The following is a 17,994-nucleotide window of genomic DNA, read 5'->3' as shown; positions in this document are numbered from 1 at the left end:
ATTGGCTCTGTCCCACTACCAGTGCGGACGCGTCAGGGAAGTGGTTGTGGGGAAGCGTGGGTCAGTGCCACTTCGTCGTCATCAGAAACCCGATGATCGCCAGGCCGAATCCGATCATGATATTCCACGAGTCGATTGAGGGAATAGGGAAGCGTGCCTCGGATACGTAGTAGACGATGATCCACAGCAACCCCAGAATCATCAACCCGAACATGACGGGTTTGTACCAGACCGGATTGGGCTTCCGCTCGGCGGAGGCAGCGGTGCTGGACTGACTCGGTTTCCTGTTCTTGCGGGACTTCGACTCGGGCACTGGTCCTCCTAGAGAGGCGAAGCCACAGTGGCAACGCCTTAGTGTTTACCCTCACAAGGGCTCGGCAGTCGGCGATGACGCACGCTATCCTGAAAAAAGGATCAATGTCATCAGCACGGTTCCGCACAATTCTAACCACTGAACCGGTGCTGGGGTGCAGTACCCCACCCAGGTGGGGTACTGGTAGCCTGCGCGCAGTGCGGGACAAACCAGCGGAGCACGTTGCTGGTGATCAAGGTACAACAGGCCGCAAGAGTTCAACGACGGGCATTTCACGAGCGCTATGAGCAAAACCACCCGCATTCTGGTCATCGACAACTACGACAGCTTTGTTTACACCCTGGTCGGCTACCTGCAGGAGTTGGGCGCCGAAACCACTGTGGTGAGGAACGACGACGTCACCCTGGCTGAGGCGATCGCTCTCGCGGAGGTGCGTGACGGTGTGCTGATTTCACCGGGCCCAGGGACGCCCGCCGATGCCGGGATATGCGTCGAGATGATCAAGTGGTGCGGTGCCAGTTCGACACCGATGCTCGGGGTCTGTCTGGGGCATCAGGCGTTGGCGGAGGCCTTCGGTGGCAGCGTTACCCATGCACCAGAGCTGATGCACGGCAAGACATCCCTGGTGGAACACGAGGCAGGGAGCATCTTTACGGGGCTGCCGTCGCCGTTTACCGCGACCCGCTACCACTCGCTTGCCGCGGTCAGCGATGTGGTTCCACCAGATCTGGTGGTCACAGCGCGCACGGCAAGCGGCATCATCATGGGGTTGGAGCACCGAACTGCTCCGCTGTGTGGGGTGCAGTTTCACCCAGAGTCCGTGTTGACCGAGGGCGGGTATCGCATGCTCGGCAACTGGCTTGAGTCACTGGGTCTGGTCGGGGCCGCTGAGAAGTCGTCAACCCTGAGCCCGCTGATTTCCAAATAGGTCCAGCGACCCGGAAAGCTAGGCTTTGCAGTCCAGAGCCAAGGTTGACAGTCCTGAGCTAGGGCTCTGCAGTCTCTTCCGGCGGCGTCGGGGCAGGAGTCGGCTCAGGGTCTACTGACGGGTCGTCCTCGGGTTCGGGAGCAACGGCTACGGTAATCACTATTTGCGTGCCCGGCGCGACCACCGAACCGGGTTCTGCACTCTGCTTGGTGACAGTGTCGGGGTCCACAACGGCGTTTTCTACTTCTTCAATGCGGTAGGTCAAACCCTTCGCCGGGTCCTCCAACTGCGCTATCGCTTCTTCCGTAGTCAATTCGATCAAACGCGGCACTTCGACCAACCCGGTAGATAACACCAGGTCGATATCGGATCCGATCGGCACTGACTCTCCTGCCCCGGGGCTGGTGGAGATCACACGGTCGGCCGGAACCGTTGCGCTGTTCTCCTGGGTCACCGCGCCGCCGCTGAGGCCGGCTGAGGATAACGCATCCCTGGCTGACGACTCGGTCATGCCAATGATGTTCTCGGGAATGATCGCCTCGGAGGGGCCCTCGGAAATGGTGACGTTAACTGTTGAGCCGGGTTCCACCTCTTCCCCCGCCCCCGGGTCCGAATCGATTACCAACCCGGGATCGACGGAGTCGCTGAAATCCTCGTCAAACTGTGGGCGCAGGTCGGCAGCGAAGATGGCATTGGCTGCCTCATCCTGAGTCATGCCCTCGACGGTCGGTACCGCCTGCAGCACCGGACCCTCTGGCTCGGAGTTAAGGAGGTTCAACAACACAAACGTCCCACCGGCGAGAACCAGTGCCACGATGATAAAAAATGTTGTGGTCCACGCCCGCCGGGCCGCACGACGGCGGTCTTCGTCGGCATCGCGGTCGGCGTTAAACGTCCGAGAAATCGACAGTGGAGGCTGATCTTCCGTGAGGGGACCCGAACTCATCGACCCGCCGGCCAGCACCTTCGCCATGGCGCGGGTCTGCGGGCCCTCAGCCCCGGCGGCCGAAACGGCAGCCGCGGGTAGGGTCGATAGTGCCTCGGTGGCGCGTTCCTGGGGCTGGGTAGTAGGAACAACACCCTTGCGGGCCTGCTGCAATGCAACCCGGAAGGCCACAGCGTCCTGGTAACGGTCCTGACGGTCTTTTTCAAGGGCCCGGTGCAATACCGCATCGAGTGCCGGTGAGACTTCGGGGTTGAACTGACTGGCCGGTTTGGGTACTTCCCGGACGTGCTGGTACGCCACTGAAACCGGGCTGTCGCCGACGAACGGCGGACGAGCGGTGAACAGTTCGTACATCAGGCATCCAGCCGAGTACAGGTCACTGCGCGCGTCAACGGTCTCGCCCCTGGCCTGTTCAGGCGAGAGATACTGGGCGGTGCCGATGACGGCCTGGGTTTGGGTCATGGTGGCAGCGGAGTCGGCGATGGCCCGGGCAATACCGAAGTCCATCACCTTGACGTTTCCCTCCGGCGTGATCATCACGTTCGCGGGTTTGATATCGCGATGCACAATACCCGCCTTGTGGCTGTACTCCAGTGCCGACAGCACGCCCACCATGTGCTCGGCTGACTGGTCGAGGGTCAGCTCCCCCGCGCGAATGAGATCGCGAAGTGTCCGTCCCGCAACGTACTCCATCACGATGAACGGGACCTTCACGTCGTCTACTGAACGCCCGGCGATTTCTTCTTCGCCGGTGTCATAGACGGACACGATGGTGGGGTGGTTCAATGCGGCGACTGCCTGTGCTTCCCGACGGAAACGGGACTGGAACAGAGGGTCCCGGGCCAGGTCCTGACGCAACAGTTTGATTGCCACGGACCGGCCCAGCCGGATGTCACGACCGAGGTGCACATCGGCCATCCCTCCACGGCCAATGAGCTCACCTACTTCGTAACGCCCGTTCAGGACCCTGTCAGTGGTCACTTGTCCGCCTTCCGCCTGCATCTGAATAGTGAGGGAAGCGCGTTAGGGCGCTTCGGTGGTGGGTGGGGGGCTGGTGGTTTCTTCGGGTGGCGGGGTGGTCTGCGGAGGTCCGGAAGACACCACGTAGTTGACGGCGCTGCCGGGTTCAACTTCCGAACCTTCGCTGGGGTCCACTCTCAGCACAGTTCCGGCAGGCTCCTCGGATTCCTCTTGTCCAGCATTGGCTGGTTGCAGGCCCGCATTGAGCAGGGCTTGCTGGACTTCCTGTTCAGTGGAGCCCACCAGACCTGATGGCACCTCAACCGGCGCCGGTCCCGAGGAGGAGGTGACCGTCACTGCTGCACCACGCGCAAGGGTTCCCACCGGGCTGACACTGAGGACGAGGCCTTCTGCTATGTCGGATTCTTCCTGCTCGGTCGAGACCGCCAGGCCGAGGGCACCGAGTTCGGCAACCACTTCATCGACCGGGCGGCCTTCGAACTGAGCGGCACTAATGACAATTTCAGGCTCTGCGGTCTCAACGGGTTCAGTCGTGGGCGGTTCGGAGGGGGTTTCCGATTCCGTCTCGGACGGTGTCGCGCTAGGCGAGGTTGTGGTCGTAGTGGTGGCCGGGGGGGTACTGGGGTCGTCGTCAGCCCCGGTCAGAACGGGCCAGAGGAAAAACAACCCGACGCCAAGTCCTACCAACAAAAACAGGAGAATCAACGGAATCAGCCAGGGGCTCCTGCCGCGAGACTCTGGTACCGGCTCGCCCCGGTCGATCTCCTCTTCGTGCCATTCGCGGGACGCTGCAACGTCGTCGTTCCCCGCAGCAGCGGCGCCGACCATCGGCATCGACGACGTCGACGTCGGCACTACCGTCGTAGCCGAAGTTTCCGGAGCCGGGACTGGTGCGGTGATCGGTCCGGTGCTGTTGCCGAATAGGAGCATGCCTGGGACCGCGGCTTCAGCAGCACGGATGTCATTCCTGCGGATGGCGGCTACCGCCTGTGCCAGCAACTCGGCATCGGCGGGGCGATCGGCCGGGTCCTTGGCGAGCATCGAGGCTATGAGCGCGCGGACCGGGGTAGGGATGGTTTCGGGGAGTGGCGGTGGGGCGTCATTGACCTGGGCCAGTGCAATAGCGATCTGGGATTCCCCGGAGAACGGACGGCGGCCAGCGAGTAGCTCGTAACCAATCACGCCCAGGGCATAGATGTCGCTGGAGCCGGTGGCAGCCTGGCCTGTGGCCTGTTCAGGGGCAAGGTATTGGGCGGTGCCCATGACCTGTCCGGTGGCGGTCAGTGGAACCTGATCAGCGAGACGGGCGATACCAAAGTCGGTGATTTTGACCCGACCGTCAGGGAGGATCAGCAGGTTGCCGGGCTTTACGTCGCGGTGAACCAAACCCTGACGGTGTGCCACCGACAGCGCCGTGGCAGTCTGGCCAACGATGGACAGCGCCCGGTCCGGTGAGAGGACCTGTTCGCGTTCGATGATGGTGGACAAGGGCTGGCCGGGGACCAACTCCATGACCAGATAGGCCGAGCCGCCTTCCTCGCCGTAGTCGAAGACATTGGCAATGCCATCGTGGTTCAGTAGCGCAGTGTGTCGAGCCTCAGCGCGGAAACGGTCCAGGAAATTAGGGTCACCCGTGTATTCCTCTTTGAGGATCTTGATCGCAACTTCCCGGCCCAGGACCTGGTCCATTGCCTTCCAGACCTCGCCCATTCCGCCAATGGCAATCCGGTCGGTGAGCTTAAACCGTCCGCCTAAGGTGATACCTGATGTAGGTCTCACTTATTCAACACCGCCTCTATCAATTGCCTAGCGCTTGGACTTGTTAGTTGTGCACCCGTCGCTATGTCGACGTTCTGCATCACGATCGATACCACCACCTGCGGGTCGTCCGCTGGTGCGAAACCAGTGAACCAGGCGTTGTCGCCCTGGCCTGAAACCTCGGCCGTGCCGGTTTTGCCCGCCACTTCCACCCCTGGAATAGCCGCTGCCCGCGCCGTGCCGTTGTTGACGACGTTCACCATCCATTCGGTGAGCTGGTTCGCGGAGTCAGCGCTCATTGATTCCCTCAGTACTTCGGGTTCGGATGCGCTGATCCGCTCAAGATCGGGGGCGCGCAGGGCCTTCACCAAATTGGGCTTCATGAGGACCCCGTCATTGGCAATGGCGGCGTTCACCATGGCCATTTGCAGCGGAGTGACCCTCACATCGAACTGGCCGATTGCTGACTGGGCGAGTGCTGGCTGGCTGAGCTCTGCAGGGAACTGGCTTGCGGCAACCTCAACCGGGACGAAGAACTTCTCCCCGAAGCCGAAGTCCTGCGCCTGCTCCAGGACTGTTTCTTCGCCCAATTCCCAGGCAATCTGCGCGAACGGCGTATTACAGGATTGCTCAAGCGCGAATTCCAGGTCAGCAGTTGCCCGGGCAGCGCAGCCTCCGTTGATGAAGTTGGGAAGGCCAGCGTCCGTGCCGGGCAGGTCGAGGACCGCCGGGTTGGGTATTTCTGAATCTGCGTCAAAGTCGCCTGACTCAAGTGCCGCGGCTGCTACCACAAGCTTGAAGACCGAACCGGGCGCAACCAGTGACTGCGTGGCTGGGTTGAAATACGGCGACAGTCCGGGAACCGACGAGAGTTCCTCGAGGTTTTCCATCACCACACCCGTGTCATGGCCTGCAAGCAGGTTCGGGTCGTAGGACGGCTTGGAGACCATGGCAAGGACGTTGCCGGTGCCGGGTTCCATGACAACGATCGACCCTTGCTGACCGTCGGGAATCAAATCCCAGGCGAGCTGCTGGATCTCTGGATCGATAGTCAACTCGACCGACGCGCCCTTAACCTGGGCACCGGAGAACAACTGAACAATACGGTCATAGAACAAGTCGTCACTTGCGCCGGAAAGCTCATCGGCCATCACGCTTTCCAACTGGGTGGCACCGTTGGCCAGAGAGTAGAACCCGGTCAGGTGGGCGTAAAGGTTCGGTTCGTTGTAGACCCGCTGATAGTTGAACTCGTCATCGGACGGGACCGACTCCGCTATCGCCCGCCCGTCCACAAGGATAGATCCACGATTCTTTCCAAAATCCTGGAGGAGTGACCGGTTGTTCCAGTCGTTGTCCGCCAAGGCCTCAGCCTCGAAGAACTGGACGAACGTCAGAGCCCCCAGAACCAAGGTGAACATGGCGAGGGCTACCAGCCATGAGCTTCGTATTGCCTGGTTCACGCGCTGACCTCCTTCGATCCGCTAGTCAAGTTCCCGGCGCGGAAGTCCTGTCGGTCAGGAAAGGAATCCTTCATGGGCCCTGTGACAGCTGGGCGGCGCGCGGACTCAGAAATGAGTAGAAGGATCGCGACGATAATCCAGTTTGCAAGCAGCGATGATCCACCAGCCGACATGAACGGTGTCGTCAGACCGGTAAGTGGGATAAGCCGGGTGACTCCACCCATGACAACGAAGCACTGAAGAGCGATCGTGAAGGACAAACCACAGGCCAGGAGCTTGCCGAATCCGTCCCGGGTGCCCAGAGCCGTGCGGATGCCTCGAGATACCAGCAGCACGAAGAGCATGATGATGCCGAAAAGGCCGATCAGTCCGAGCTCCTCGCCAAGTGCGGCGATGATCATGTCGCTGTTGGCATAGATCACCAGATCGGGACGGCCCTCACCGAGACCTGTCCCAAAGAGTCCACCGTTGGCGAGCCCAAACAGACCTTGGACAACCTGGAAGCTACTCCCCGCCTGGCGGTTGAATACGTCTGGATCAAACGCATTGATCCAGCTATCAATGCGCAGCGAGACGTGGCTGAACAACTGGATTGCAGCGAACCCGCCGGCTGCAATCATCAGCAGGCCGATCAGGACCCAGCTGATTCGACTGGTGGCAACGTAAATCATGACCATGAACAGGCCGAAGAACAGGACGGAGGAGCCGAGATCACGCTGGAAGATCAGGACCCCGATGCTGACCAGCCAGGCCACCACCATGGGGGCGAGGTCTTTGAAGCGGGGAAGCTGCAGCGGCCCCACCTTTTTCCCTGCCAGAAGAATCAGGTCACGGTTGGTGGAAAGATACCCAGCGAAGAAGATGGCGAGCGTAATCTTGGCGATCTCTCCGGGTTGGAAGGTTCCAAACCCAACGTTGATCCAGATCCGCGCACCATTGATTTCAAGTCCGAGCGGTGACAGGGGCAGCAGCAGAAGGACCGCACTCGCGATCAACGAGATGTAGGTGAAGCGCCGAAGCATCCGGTGGTCTTTGAACACCAATAACACGGCGATAGATGCGGCCATGGCGACTGAAGTCCATAAAAACTGGCTCTCAGCGACGGTGGTGTCATTGGCAAGGTCAATCCGGTAGATCATGGCCAGACCGATGCCGTTCAAGGCAATCACGATAGGAAGTATTACCGGATCGGCATATTTAGCCCTGAAGCGCAGAACAATGTGAAAGGCGAGGGCCAGTGCCGCGAGGATGCCGCTCTGGGTCCAGAAGGCGGAGTCCAGCGGGTTTTCTTTATCGAGGCCGACAATAAGGTTGGCGCTGATTGCCACCCCGAGGGCGATCACGAGTAGCAGCGCTTCCACGTTACGGCGTGACTTTGAAACGGTAAGGACGTCGCTCATGATGACTCGTCTCGGCAACCCTGGGCATCACCGGGGGCGGCTTGGGCGCTGCTCTCGGGACTGGGGCTGCTGGTTGGTTCTGCTGCGGGGTCGGCGGAACCCGAGGGTGAGGCGGACGGCGATGGGGACGGCGACGGGGTCTCATTCCCTGGCGGGCAGGCGACGGCACGCAGGTCGCCGCGCAGATCCTCGACAATACGCTGGGCATGTTCAAGGTCGGTGGCAGGTAGCGAACTTTCTACCCGGGCGCGCTGGTATTCGGGAAGGTTGGACACCGGAATGTCAGTGGTTTGATCGAGGTGACTTAGTGTCACCGGCCCGATCGTCTGGGAGACACCGTTGAAGATTGCCACGTTGTCCTCGTACTCGGCGACGTAGTAGCGAGTCTGGGTCCAGGCGTATCCGAACCACAGCACCGCAACGAGAATGAGTGCCATCAGCCCCAGAAACGCGGGGATCAACCATCGTTTCCGGGCACTGGCAGGTTCCTCGGCGTCGGCGTCGTTGTCGTACAACTCGGCATCGAGTGCAGCTTTATGGGTAAGCATCATCGCGGCCCGGCGTTCGGTGGTCCGCTGCGTAACGATCGGGATTTGACCGGTCTCGGTTGCTAGCGCCGCAGAGCCGACCAGCATGTGCGGTCGGGAAGAAAGGTCCTGTCGGATAACGTCGGCGCGGATAGCGCTCCCCGGCAGCTGATCGCCGGTTGGCTTGTCGTCGCCTTTTTCGCCGGCCGCCTCTTTGGCAGGCGGCAGGGTTGTCAGGGCGGCCGTCCGTAGGTCCTCGGGGGTCGCCTCGGCTATTTCGACGACCGCAATGGTCACGTTGTCCGGGGACCCACCGGCCAGTGTCAGATCGACGAGGGTGTCGACGGTGGCCCGTAGGTCTGGGGTTTCACGCACGATGCGCTCGATAAGCTCATCGCCGAGGACGGCGTTCAGTCCATCGGAGCAGAGGAGCCAGCGTTCTCCAGCGGCGACTTCGAAGGAATCAAGATCGAGTTCAGGGCTGGCGTCGACGTCGCCGAGGACCCGCATCAGCACGTTTTTGTGCGGGTGGACATCGGCTTCTTCTGGCTTCAACCGGCCTTCATCAATGAGCCGTTGCACGAACGTGTGATCGACGCTGATCTGCTCAAAGACGTCGTTCTTGAGCCGGTAGGCCCGGGAGTCGCCAATGTGCGCGAATTCGAGTCTATTTCCATTCAATAGGAGGGCAGTAACGGTGGTGCCCATCCCTGCCAGCTGTGGGTTGGCGTTCACCAGTTCGGACAGCAGGGTGTTTGCGGTCTGAATCTCATCGGCTAGCTGGTTGGCGGCATCACCGTCGTCGTAATCTTTTCGGTCCAGATGAACCAGATCCAGCACTGTTGAGGCGGAAGCAACGTTCCCACCAGCGTGGCCGCCCATACCGTCGGCGACAACGGCCAGATAGCGACCCACGTAGGCAGAATCATCATTCTTGACGCGGACCATCCCTACGTCTGAACGGGCCGCGAAACGCATGATGTAGGCCAACGCTATGACCTCAATTCGATGACCGTCTTACCGATCCGGACGGGAACACCCAGATCAACCGGCAACGCGCGGGTCAGCTGACTGCCTGCAAGGAACGTGCCGTTGGTGGACCCGAGGTCCTCAATGAACCAGCGGCTTCCCTGGGGAAAGAGACGCGCGTGTCGGCCAGAGGCGTAATCGTCCTCAAGCACGAGGGTTGCTTCCTGGGCCCGGCCCAGCAGGATGGGGCTGGACGCGAGATCCAGTGTGGTGCCCTTCAGAGGCCCTTCGGTGACCACGAGGGTGCGTGCGGTAACGCGCGCTGGTGCCTCCTCGACGAGTTCGGGGTGCTTTCGCGCTTGACGGGCAGAAGGGGTCCCCAGCCGGTTTTTGCTACCGACCACCAGGTCTCGGCGCAGGGCGCTCACTACACTAATTACCAGGATCCAGATCAGGATCAGGAAGCCATACCGCAGCACGGTGAGAGTCAGTTCGCTCAGGTCACTCATTCCTAGCGGCCGCCGTTCGGTAGCGAGATGAGTCGAAAGGTCATGCGGGTGCGGCCCATGGTGATGATCGACCCGTCAGTGAGGTCGATCTGGCCCTGGACGCGTTGACCGTTCACGTAGCTGCCGTTGGTGGATCCGAGGTCCACTGCCTGGGTGGTGCCACCCTGTGTGCGAATTTCGAGGTGTTTCCGTGACACTCCGGTGTCATCGACGAGGATGTCAGCCTCGGATGAGCGACCGAGAATGATTGACCCTGCATTGAGTGAATAGCGCTGACCGTCCAGGTCCAGCACAGGTTGCACCCGGGTTGGTTGGCGGCTGGGCGCGTTGGGGGTTGCGGACCGTTTGGGACCCGCTTGTTTCTCGGTTGAGGAATCAATCTCGAAGACCCCAGCCTTGAGCTCTTCATCCCTGGTGAATGAGACTTTGACGGGACCTCGAAGTGTGTAGCTCTGGCTGTTGACGTGTTTGATCACCACGTCGCATAGCTCTTCAGCAAGCGTTGATCCCCATTCCTGGGCCAAGACGAAGTCCGAGTCTGACAGCCGCGCTGTGAAGACATTCGGGGCCAGGGTCCTGCCCTCGGCGAGGGTGATGGACTTGTTGTCCAATTCGCGACGCAGGGCGCTAGCAATTTCGACGGGCTGAACCTGGGACCGGGATCCGGTTGAGAAGGCGCCGCGGACAATCTTCTCCAATCCGCGTTCCACGTTGTCCAAAATACCCACTTGTTGCCTCCTCACCCTTCGATTGAATAGTTTGTCGGTACAGCGATCCACGGCCTTTGTCGGGTGCGAAGGCATGGTCAACGTACGACGCGATCAGTTCGATACTACTGGGGACCTCTCTAAAAGGCCTTAATCACGTGCCCGGATAGACCACTAAGTGATAACGATTCCTCGGGCCGTAGTGGCGTAGTTGCTTGATGTATCGGCTCTGGGCAGAGGGATCAGGCGGGGCGTTTAGGTGATTTCAGTGATGCTCCGTTATGCTTGTTTCTGCTGTTCTCGAAGGTCTTCGACTGGTTTGTTGAAGTGTTTTGGAGTGGTTGCGCGCGAGTGGCGGAACGGCAGACGCGCTGGCTTCAGGTGCCAGTATCCGAAAGGGTGTGGGGGTTCAAATCCCCCCTCGCGCACGGTTTAGACCCCCGGTTATCCGGGGGTCTTTCTCGTTAACGAGAAGTTGTGGGAGTAGTTCCGGGTTCTCGGGGACGGCAGCTACTGAAAGTCTCGCGACTTTGTGGTCGCCTTCATTGTCAACACCTCAAACTTGTCAGCCACAATATTGACTATTCCTTCCGTGGAGCGCTCCAGCATGCCCCGGACCAGGACACCGCTTGCTTCCCGGGCAATGCGCCGGTATCGCTGCCACACCCCCACAGAGCAGATGACGTTCACCAGCCCTGTTTCATCTTCCAGATTCATGAAGGTGATTCCGCTTGCCGTGGCGGGTCGCTGCCGGTGAGTAACCACACCACCAACCTCCACCCTGCGTCCTGGCTCAGCCTGCAGCAGGTCAGCTGCAGTCAAAACACCGCGTTTGACCAGAGTTGCTCTGATGTGACGAACCGGGTGATCGTCGGGTGTGATGCCAGTTGACCAGAGGTCTGAGGCTACCCGGTCTGCAGCAGTGAGGTCGGGGAATAGCGGTGGCTGGATGTAGACAGTGGTGCCTTTCAATTGGCCCGCTCGCTCAGTGGCTGCCGGGCCGGCATTCCAAAGAGCCTCCCGCTCTGTAAGCCCCATAGATTCGAAGGCTCCAGCAGCTGCCAGGGACTCAAGTTGGCTGGAGTTGAGTTCAGTGCGCCGTGCCAGATCTGCCATATCCGCATAGCCGCCATTGGCGATGCGCTCGGAAACAATTTGTTCTGCAACACGAGTCCCAATTGTCTGGACGCTGTCCAGACCCAGCCGGACTGCGAAGTGGGCATCCCTTCGGTGCAGTGTCGAATCAAAGGGGATGGACCTGTCAAAAGGACCTACGGGGGGCTGATTCTGGTGGCAGCAGGAATCCATGCCTGTAGCTTGTCCGGTGGAGGAGTTCGCAGGTCCAGTGAGAGGCTCAAGATCCGCGTGGATTCCTGAAAGCAGCAGGTCCGGCCGGTGTACCTTCACCCCGTGACGGCGGGCATCGGCAACAAGGGTCTGCGGTGAGTAGAAGCCCATAGGCTGGGCCCGCAACAGTGAGGCAAGGAATGCCCCGGGATAGTGAAGTCTCAGCCAGGCACTGACGTAGACCAGTAAGGCGAAGCTGATGGAGTGGCTCTCAGCGAAACCGAAATTAGCGAAGGCCTGGATCTTGAGGTAAATCGAATCGGCTGTCTCTCCGGTGATGCCGTTTGATGCCATCCCCGCGTACAGCTTGTCCCGCAACGTATCAATGCGTTCAAGACCACGTTTGGACCCCATCGCCCGGCGCAACTGATCAGCATCTGCTCCGGAGCAATTCCCCACCACCATTGCCATCTGCATGAGCTGTTCCTGAAACAGGGGTACCCCAAGGGTCCTTTCCAACACCGGTTCCAGTTTGGGGTGGAGGTAGGTGACCGGCTCTTCCCCCAGTTTGCGTTTAATGAAGGGGTGTACAGCGCCACCCTGAATGGGGCCGGGCCGGACCAGGGCTACTTCTATCACCAGGTCATAAAACCTTCGGGGTTGCAGACGGGGGAGCATCCCCATTTGAGCTCGGCTTTCCACCTGGAACACCCCAATGGAATCGGCGAAGCAAAGCATGTCGTAGACGCCCTGCTCCTCCTTTGGAATGGTGTGCAGATCCCAGGACTCACCAAAGTGTTTCTCCGCGAGGTCGAAGTTGTATTGGATGGCTGCAAGGATGCCCAGCCCCAACAAGTCGAACTTCACCAATCCCATCCAGGCGCAATCGTCCTTGTCCCACTGCAGGACAGTGCGGTCTTCCATTCGTCCATGTTCAATGGGACAGACTTCGCCTACCGGCCGATCGGTAAGCACCATCCCGCCGGAATGAATCCCAAGATGTCGAGGAAACTTGAGGACACTTTGGGCAAGGTGAACGACTGCTTCCGGGATGTCATGATCGTCACTGGACACGAGGCCACCCCAACGTTCAATCTGCTTGGACCAGGCATCCTGCTGTCCGGGGCTGTGGCCGAGGGCCTTGGCCATGTCACGAACAGCAAATTTTGGCCGGTAGGTGATCACATTGGCCACCTGGGCGGCATTGAATCGTCCGTATTTGTTGTACACATACTGGATGACTTCCTCCCGGCGATCGGAATCGAAGTCGACGTCAATGTCCGGTTCCTCGTCCCGCATGCTGGAGAGAAAACGTTCAAATGGCAGGTTGTACAGAATCGAATCAACTGCTGTGATCTCCAGCAGGTAGCAGACTGCGGAGTTCGCTGCCGAACCGCGGCCCTGACAGAGGATGCCCTCGCTCCGCGCAAAGTGAACCAGGTCGTGAACAATCAGGAAGTAGCCCGGGAAATTCTTGCTCTCAATAACCTCCAGTTCCTTTTCGATCCGCTCCACCACGTCACGCCGGCCTGGATAAAACTTGTCTGCACCTTGCCACACCAGTTTCCGCAAATAGCTCATCTGGGTGTGACCGTCGGGGAGGGCAAGATTAGGCAAACCCGGTTTGACGCTCCGCAACCTGAACGCCAGATCGTCGGCGAGGTCCACAGTCCGTTCGATAGCACCGGGATAGGCAGCGAACCTGGCAGCCATTTCAGCCCCACTACGAAGATGAGCTGAACCTGCCGCGGGTAACCAACCATCCATTTCATCAAGGCTTCTCCTGGCGCGCACCGCAGCCAGAGCCGTAGCTAGCCGATGCTGTTCAGGTGAGGCATAGTGCACGTTGTTGGTGGCAATGACTGGGAGTTTCAACCCTGATGCCACTGACGCCAACGCATCGTTGATCGAACTATCCAGTGGGTTTCCCTGATCCGAGAGTTCAACGACAACGTTGTCCTTGCCAAACAGTTCAACCAACTGCCCGACGGCGTCTCGGGCCCCTCGCTCTCCATTGCGCACCAATGCTTGACGGACTGACCCTTTACGGCAGCCGGTGAGAATCAGCCAATTTCCTGACGCCTGTTCGGCCAGCCTTTCAAGGTTGTAGCGGGGCTTGCCTTTCTCGGCTCCTTCAGCCAATTGCGCTGCAGTGATGGCACCAGCCAACGTCCGGTATCCCTCGGTTCCGCGGGCCAGAATCAACAGATGGCTACCCTCGGGATCCGGTTCGCCATTTTGTGGTTTGGAAAGGTCCAGGGAGAGTTCAGTGCCATAGACAGTGCTCAATTGCGGGAACTTTTCTGCAGCTTCAGCGAGACGCACCACCCCGTACAATCCATCGTGATCGGTCAGTGCCAGTCCGTTCAGGCGCAACCGGTTGGCTTCCTCGACCAGTTGTTCCGGGCTGGAGGCACCATCCAGAAAACTGAAGTTCGAGTGGACATGCAGTTCCGCGTAGGGAACCAGCGGACCACCTGGTTCGGGGGGCGTCGTGGTAGGCAAACGATATGGCTGCCGTTTCGGTGACCATGCGGGACTATCACCACCATCAGCTCCAGCAGGTGGTGCACCGGGCCTGCTTCGATCGGAGAGGGTCCGCTCAAATTCTGACCACGAGATCGGGGGGTTACTCCACCCCACAGTGGCCTCCCGTTTCCCATAAGGTGATGGCTGCTCTAGTCATAGCTGGCTTCTGCCCACCACTGGTGGTCTTCCAGGAGTAATAGCCAGGCAGCACCCGTCTCATCCACCAGTTGAAAACGGTTGAGAGCCCGCCCTGAGGAGTCCCACCACCGTTCGTTGATGGGCCATGGTCCGGCCCAGTGATGTACCAGGCGCTGCTTGGCGGGTGAACCTGGTGGTGTGAATTGCGCTGGCGCACGGGTGAGCATTCCTCGAGTGTCAACGTCAACGCTGTGACCACTATCGTCGATCACACGCACTTCACGAGGGGAGTCAAAGACTGTAGCTGGTGCTGGTCCGGGCAACTTGCCGGGCCAGGGCAACTGCCGGGCAGCCCTCACCGCTATTGGATTGCTGCCTGAAGAATCCCCCCACGGAATGAGCACTCTGCGATCTTTGAGCATCCGGCCACCAGCAATCATCGCTGTCAGTACGGCTCCATGACCCAACATGCCTTGGACGCGGGCCAACCCGTTGTGGACGCCTTCGTCAGGTCCGGTACCCCACAGGCCATCAGCATGGTCGCCTAGATCCTCGACAGTGTCAGGAATGGTTTGCACTCGGGTGATACCTGATTGAAGACCATGCTCAATCAGTCCGCCACCCTGCAGCTGCCACCTAACCCGATCAAGAATGTCATCGGCATCGAACCATCGTGGATGACGCCACAACCGGTCTGAAACTTCACCGGATTCAGAGTGCAACACCACCCTGACCACTGTGCAAACCAGGCCGGAATCACTCAACCGGTCCACGAATCGGTCCGCGGAGGTGCGGAAAGCAAACGCCAACTGATCAATTCGTACCAAGGCTGGTTCGAAGTCAACAAGGACGTCCAATTCCGGTGGTGGCTTACGCACCACCACTGAGTGATGATCAAGTCCGCTGGCCTTCCGATGGGCGATTGCACCTTCAACGCCGAACCGGTTCCTAACGTCTCCAGCAGCAAGCGCTGAAAAGTCACCGAGTGTCTTGATTCCCAATCGTCGCAACAAAACTGCGAGTTTTGGTTCGGCCAACACTTCCAGCGGAAAAGAGCTCAAAAACTGGGCTGATTCGCCAGGTGGAACAACCCAGATGGCGTCCTGTTCAGCGCCCTCCAACACCTCAGTGGCACGGGCTGCATGCTCTGCAGCGAACGGTGAATCAGCAACACCGATCCTGGCGTTGGTTAGTCCAAGGGTCGAGAGAGTGGAGAGCAGAACCGATGCCGCTGCGGTTTCACCGCCGTAATACCGGCTCGGCCCCTGTGCAGGGATGGCGCATAAACCAGGGCGTAACAGTTGAACTCCGGGCATAATCTTTTCAATTGCTGAGACCACAGGTTCAAAAACCCGTTCATCGAGGGCAGGGTCATATTGCTCAACGAGGAGGTCAGCACACCGTGCCTGAGCCTCACGGACCCTGAGCCTGCGTTTTACACCTTCAGACCGCGCCGCTGGCGAACAGGCATAGACCTCACCTTTATCGACCAGGGCTAGTGATGCATCGATAGGGAGGTTCAGCTCGCGCAGGGCAGCAGCGATGGGCCAGTCGGGACACCAGAGCATCATGATCCTGGTGGCACCCTGCCTGAGTGTTTGAGAGGGTGTTTGCAGCTTCATCAAGCGCCAACCACCTGGGGGACGAAGCGCTGATCAATAGTCCTGCTGTCAGCAGTATTGAGTTGAGGCCAGGTGCGTTGCTGAAGTTCAGTGAGTGAAAGTTCAGAGCTCCGTGACCGACCGTTGTTCCCTTTGGCAGTGACTTTCAACCTGCGGGTTTGCAAATGACCTGATCCGGTTCCCAACCCGCCCCACTGATTGTCGGAGACACTGAGTACCGCCTCACTCTGTGGCCAGGCTCCGATGGTAATGAGCGCTGCTCCCCGTTGCCTTAACCGTGCCCGCAGCCGAGCAGCATCGGTGCTGGTAATAGTTGCCGGCGCGGTGGTCAAAATGATTGACACCACATCCACCATTGCCGCAGTCACAGTGAGCCACTGGCCGTCGAGGTGGGGGATAAGAATAAGACGGTCTAGATCAATGCCCAGATTTGCTGCAGCTTCTACATTGAAATCAGGGATACCTATCACGCTGCACCACGCGCCTGAACCCGAGGGGCCAGCAAGCAATGCCATTGCCAGCGTGGTGGAGTTCTCAACCGAGTAAGCCGCTCCCGCCATCAATCCTCCACCGGGAAGGATCCGTCCCAGAGCGGGAATGGTGGGTAAACGCCGTGAGCCCAACCGGCTTCCCTGCATCTGATTGATCTTTTCCTGCAACCCCGACTCGCTGCGCAGCTGACCAGCAAGTTCAGGTACCAGCAGGTCCTGATCCAGGGTGGTGCCCGGGGACATCCGGGGGCTTATTGCTAGTGCAGTCACCCCTTAATATTCGAAGATATGTTCGATTAAGTCAATCGGTTGGTTTGGTCCTCAGGCACCCCGGGAATGAGGTTTGAAGCTACCCCGGAGTACCCTATCCTCATGTGCGGACGTTTTGTGGTGGCGGGATCTGACCGGGACCTGATAGACCTATTTGACGTTGATTTCGTGGATAAGGATCTACCTGAGCCTTCCTACAATGTGGCGCCCACTGACACCGTGAGACTTCTCATGGAACGACTCGACGACACAGGTGAAACACCCACTAGACGGCTCACCACAGCACGGTGGGGGCTGGTACCTTCCTGGATGAAAGACCCCAAAAAAGGTCCCCCCTTGATCAATGCCCGGGCCGAGACCATCCTTGAGAAACCATCCTTCCGCACCGCTGCCTCCCGGCGCAGGGGCATCGTGATGGCCAACGGGTATTACGAGTGGGAGAAGGGTCCCGAGGGTAAAATTCCCATCTACCTCCACGGCCAAACCAGCGACATGCTAGCTTTCGCCGCCTTATACGAATACTGGCCGGATCCAACCCTTCCCGAGGACCATCAGGACAAGTGGTTGCGCAGTTGCACCATTATCACCACGACCGCCAGCGACACCCTCGGTCATATTCATGACCGGACACCACTCATCCTTCCGGCAGACCTGTATTCAGACTGGCTTAACCCAAAAATGACCGGTAGTTCCGACGTGCAGGCACTGATTGACGCCATTCCGGAACCGAAACTTGTCCCCCGGGTAGTTGGCAACGCCGTCGGATCGGTCCGCAACAATGGGCCCCAACTAATCGAACCAGTTGCCTCTTGAGAACTACATCTACCCGGGACTTTTCGGTCCTCGTGATCAGCGCCAACCGCGATAAACATCTCGCGAACCTTGTGATTGGGTTGAATCGTTCAACCCGTACGCCTGCAGAGCTGGTCGTTGTGTATATGGGTCAGCCCAACCCCACTCCACTGGACACCGCAATCCCATTACGTCTGGTTCATCTTCCGGCATCCGGGTCTGGGACTTTGAACCTTGCGGCTGCACGGAATGCCGCCGCTGCAGCGGCTTCCACTGATACTTTGGTTTTTCTGGATGTTGACTGCATACCTGCCACCAGGCTCTGTGAAACCTTGATGCGGGACCTCGATAGTTTGGGTGGTCTGGT

General features: G+C 59.4%; 13 protein-coding genes, 1 tRNA gene and 1 pseudogene. 4 read left to right on the top strand and 11 right to left on the bottom strand.

Translation table 11 applies throughout. The annotated features are described in order from the left end of the window. Positions 1–61 precede the first annotated feature (61 nt). Entirely contained in the window at positions 62–313 is a 252-nt protein-coding gene (locus tag ACX80T_RS01275; RefSeq protein WP_019482037.1) for a cell division protein CrgA, read from the bottom strand. 283 nt (positions 314–596) lie between these two features. Between ACX80T_RS01275 and ACX80T_RS01270 the strand changes: the two genes are divergently transcribed. Continuing rightward, positions 597–1,241 (top strand): anthranilate synthase component II, encoded by a 645-nt coding sequence (locus ACX80T_RS01270; protein ID WP_116778037.1) that lies wholly within the window; start codon positions 597–599, stop codon positions 1,239–1,241. Between the two features lie 58 nt (positions 1,242–1,299). On the opposite strand, the gene pknB is transcribed toward ACX80T_RS01270, so the two are convergent. From pknB to ACX80T_RS01235, 7 genes are read right to left on the bottom strand one after another with little or no spacing between them, the layout of a single operon-like run. Further along, entirely contained in the window at positions 1,300–3,168 is a 1,869-nt protein-coding gene (gene pknB, locus ACX80T_RS01265) for a Stk1 family PASTA domain-containing Ser/Thr kinase (protein ID WP_116778038.1), read from the bottom strand. A 42-nt stretch (positions 3,169–3,210) separates the two neighbouring features. Continuing rightward, positions 3,211–4,947, bottom strand: a complete 1,737-nt coding sequence (locus ACX80T_RS01260; protein WP_459303527.1) for a protein kinase domain-containing protein — start codon at positions 4,945–4,947, stop codon at positions 3,211–3,213. Further along, on the bottom strand, positions 4,944–6,386 hold the full coding sequence (locus tag ACX80T_RS01255) for a peptidoglycan D,D-transpeptidase FtsI family protein (protein WP_116778039.1): 1,443 nt from the start codon (positions 6,384–6,386) through the stop codon (positions 4,944–4,946). The genes ACX80T_RS01260 and ACX80T_RS01255 overlap by 4 nt, the downstream gene beginning before the upstream one ends. Then, positions 6,383–7,786 carry an FtsW/RodA/SpoVE family cell cycle protein gene (locus ACX80T_RS01250; RefSeq protein ID WP_116778040.1) on the bottom strand — a complete coding sequence of 468 codons (1,404 nt, stop codon included), beginning with the start codon at positions 7,784–7,786 and terminating at the stop codon, positions 6,383–6,385. Before ACX80T_RS01250 ends, ACX80T_RS01255 begins: the two co-directional genes overlap by 4 nt. Then, complete coding sequence (locus tag ACX80T_RS01245) at positions 7,783–9,261, bottom strand: PP2C family protein-serine/threonine phosphatase (RefSeq protein ID WP_116778060.1); 1,479 nt, start codon at positions 9,259–9,261, stop codon at positions 7,783–7,785. The genes ACX80T_RS01250 and ACX80T_RS01245 overlap by 4 nt, the downstream gene beginning before the upstream one ends. A 44-nt stretch (positions 9,262–9,305) precedes the next feature. Continuing rightward, positions 9,306–9,791 carry an FHA domain-containing protein FhaB/FipA gene (locus ACX80T_RS01240; protein WP_019482029.1) on the bottom strand — a complete coding sequence of 162 codons (486 nt, stop codon included), beginning with the start codon at positions 9,789–9,791 and terminating at the stop codon, positions 9,306–9,308. A gap of 2 nt (positions 9,792–9,793) precedes the next feature. After that, the gene (locus ACX80T_RS01235) at positions 9,794–10,519 is read right to left on the bottom strand and encodes an FhaA domain-containing protein (protein WP_019482028.1); all 726 of its coding nucleotides are present in this window, start codon (positions 10,517–10,519) and stop codon (positions 9,794–9,796) included. Positions 10,520–10,843: 324 nt separating this feature from the next. Here ACX80T_RS01235 and ACX80T_RS01230 point away from each other — a divergent pair. Next, positions 10,844–10,926 (top strand) — tRNA-Leu (locus ACX80T_RS01230). Between the two features lie 82 nt (positions 10,927–11,008). Here the strand turns inward: ACX80T_RS01230 and ACX80T_RS01225 are convergent. From ACX80T_RS01225 to ACX80T_RS01215, 3 genes are read right to left on the bottom strand one after another with little or no spacing between them, the layout of a single operon-like run. Continuing rightward, complete coding sequence (locus ACX80T_RS01225) at positions 11,009–14,428, bottom strand: error-prone DNA polymerase (protein ID WP_116778041.1); 3,420 nt, start codon at positions 14,426–14,428, stop codon at positions 11,009–11,011. Positions 14,429–14,463: 35 nt separating this feature from the next. Next, entirely contained in the window at positions 14,464–16,074 is a 1,611-nt protein-coding gene (locus ACX80T_RS01220) for a DNA polymerase Y family protein (protein WP_116778042.1), read from the bottom strand. Beyond that, on the bottom strand, positions 16,074–16,835 hold the full coding sequence (locus tag ACX80T_RS01215) for a hypothetical protein (RefSeq protein ID WP_237742147.1): 762 nt from the start codon (positions 16,833–16,835) through the stop codon (positions 16,074–16,076). Before ACX80T_RS01215 ends, ACX80T_RS01220 begins: the two co-directional genes overlap by 1 nt. A gap of 102 nt (positions 16,836–16,937) precedes the next feature. Here ACX80T_RS01215 and ACX80T_RS01210 point away from each other — a divergent pair, with 102 nt between their 5' ends. Both ACX80T_RS01210 and ACX80T_RS01205 read left to right on the top strand, forming a co-directional pair. Then, the gene (locus ACX80T_RS01210) at positions 16,938–17,648 is read left to right on the top strand and encodes an SOS response-associated peptidase (protein ID WP_116778043.1); all 711 of its coding nucleotides are present in this window, start codon (positions 16,938–16,940) and stop codon (positions 17,646–17,648) included. Between the two features lie 125 nt (positions 17,649–17,773). Continuing rightward, positions 17,774–17,983: pseudogene (locus tag ACX80T_RS01205) on the top strand (glycosyltransferase); the annotation flags it as partial. Positions 17,984–17,994 lie beyond the last annotated feature (11 nt).

The organism is Arthrobacter sp. Sr33 (assembly GCF_054511195.1).
Note: the sequence above shows the minus strand (reverse complement) of the source record. Positions and strands in the feature narration are given on the sequence as shown.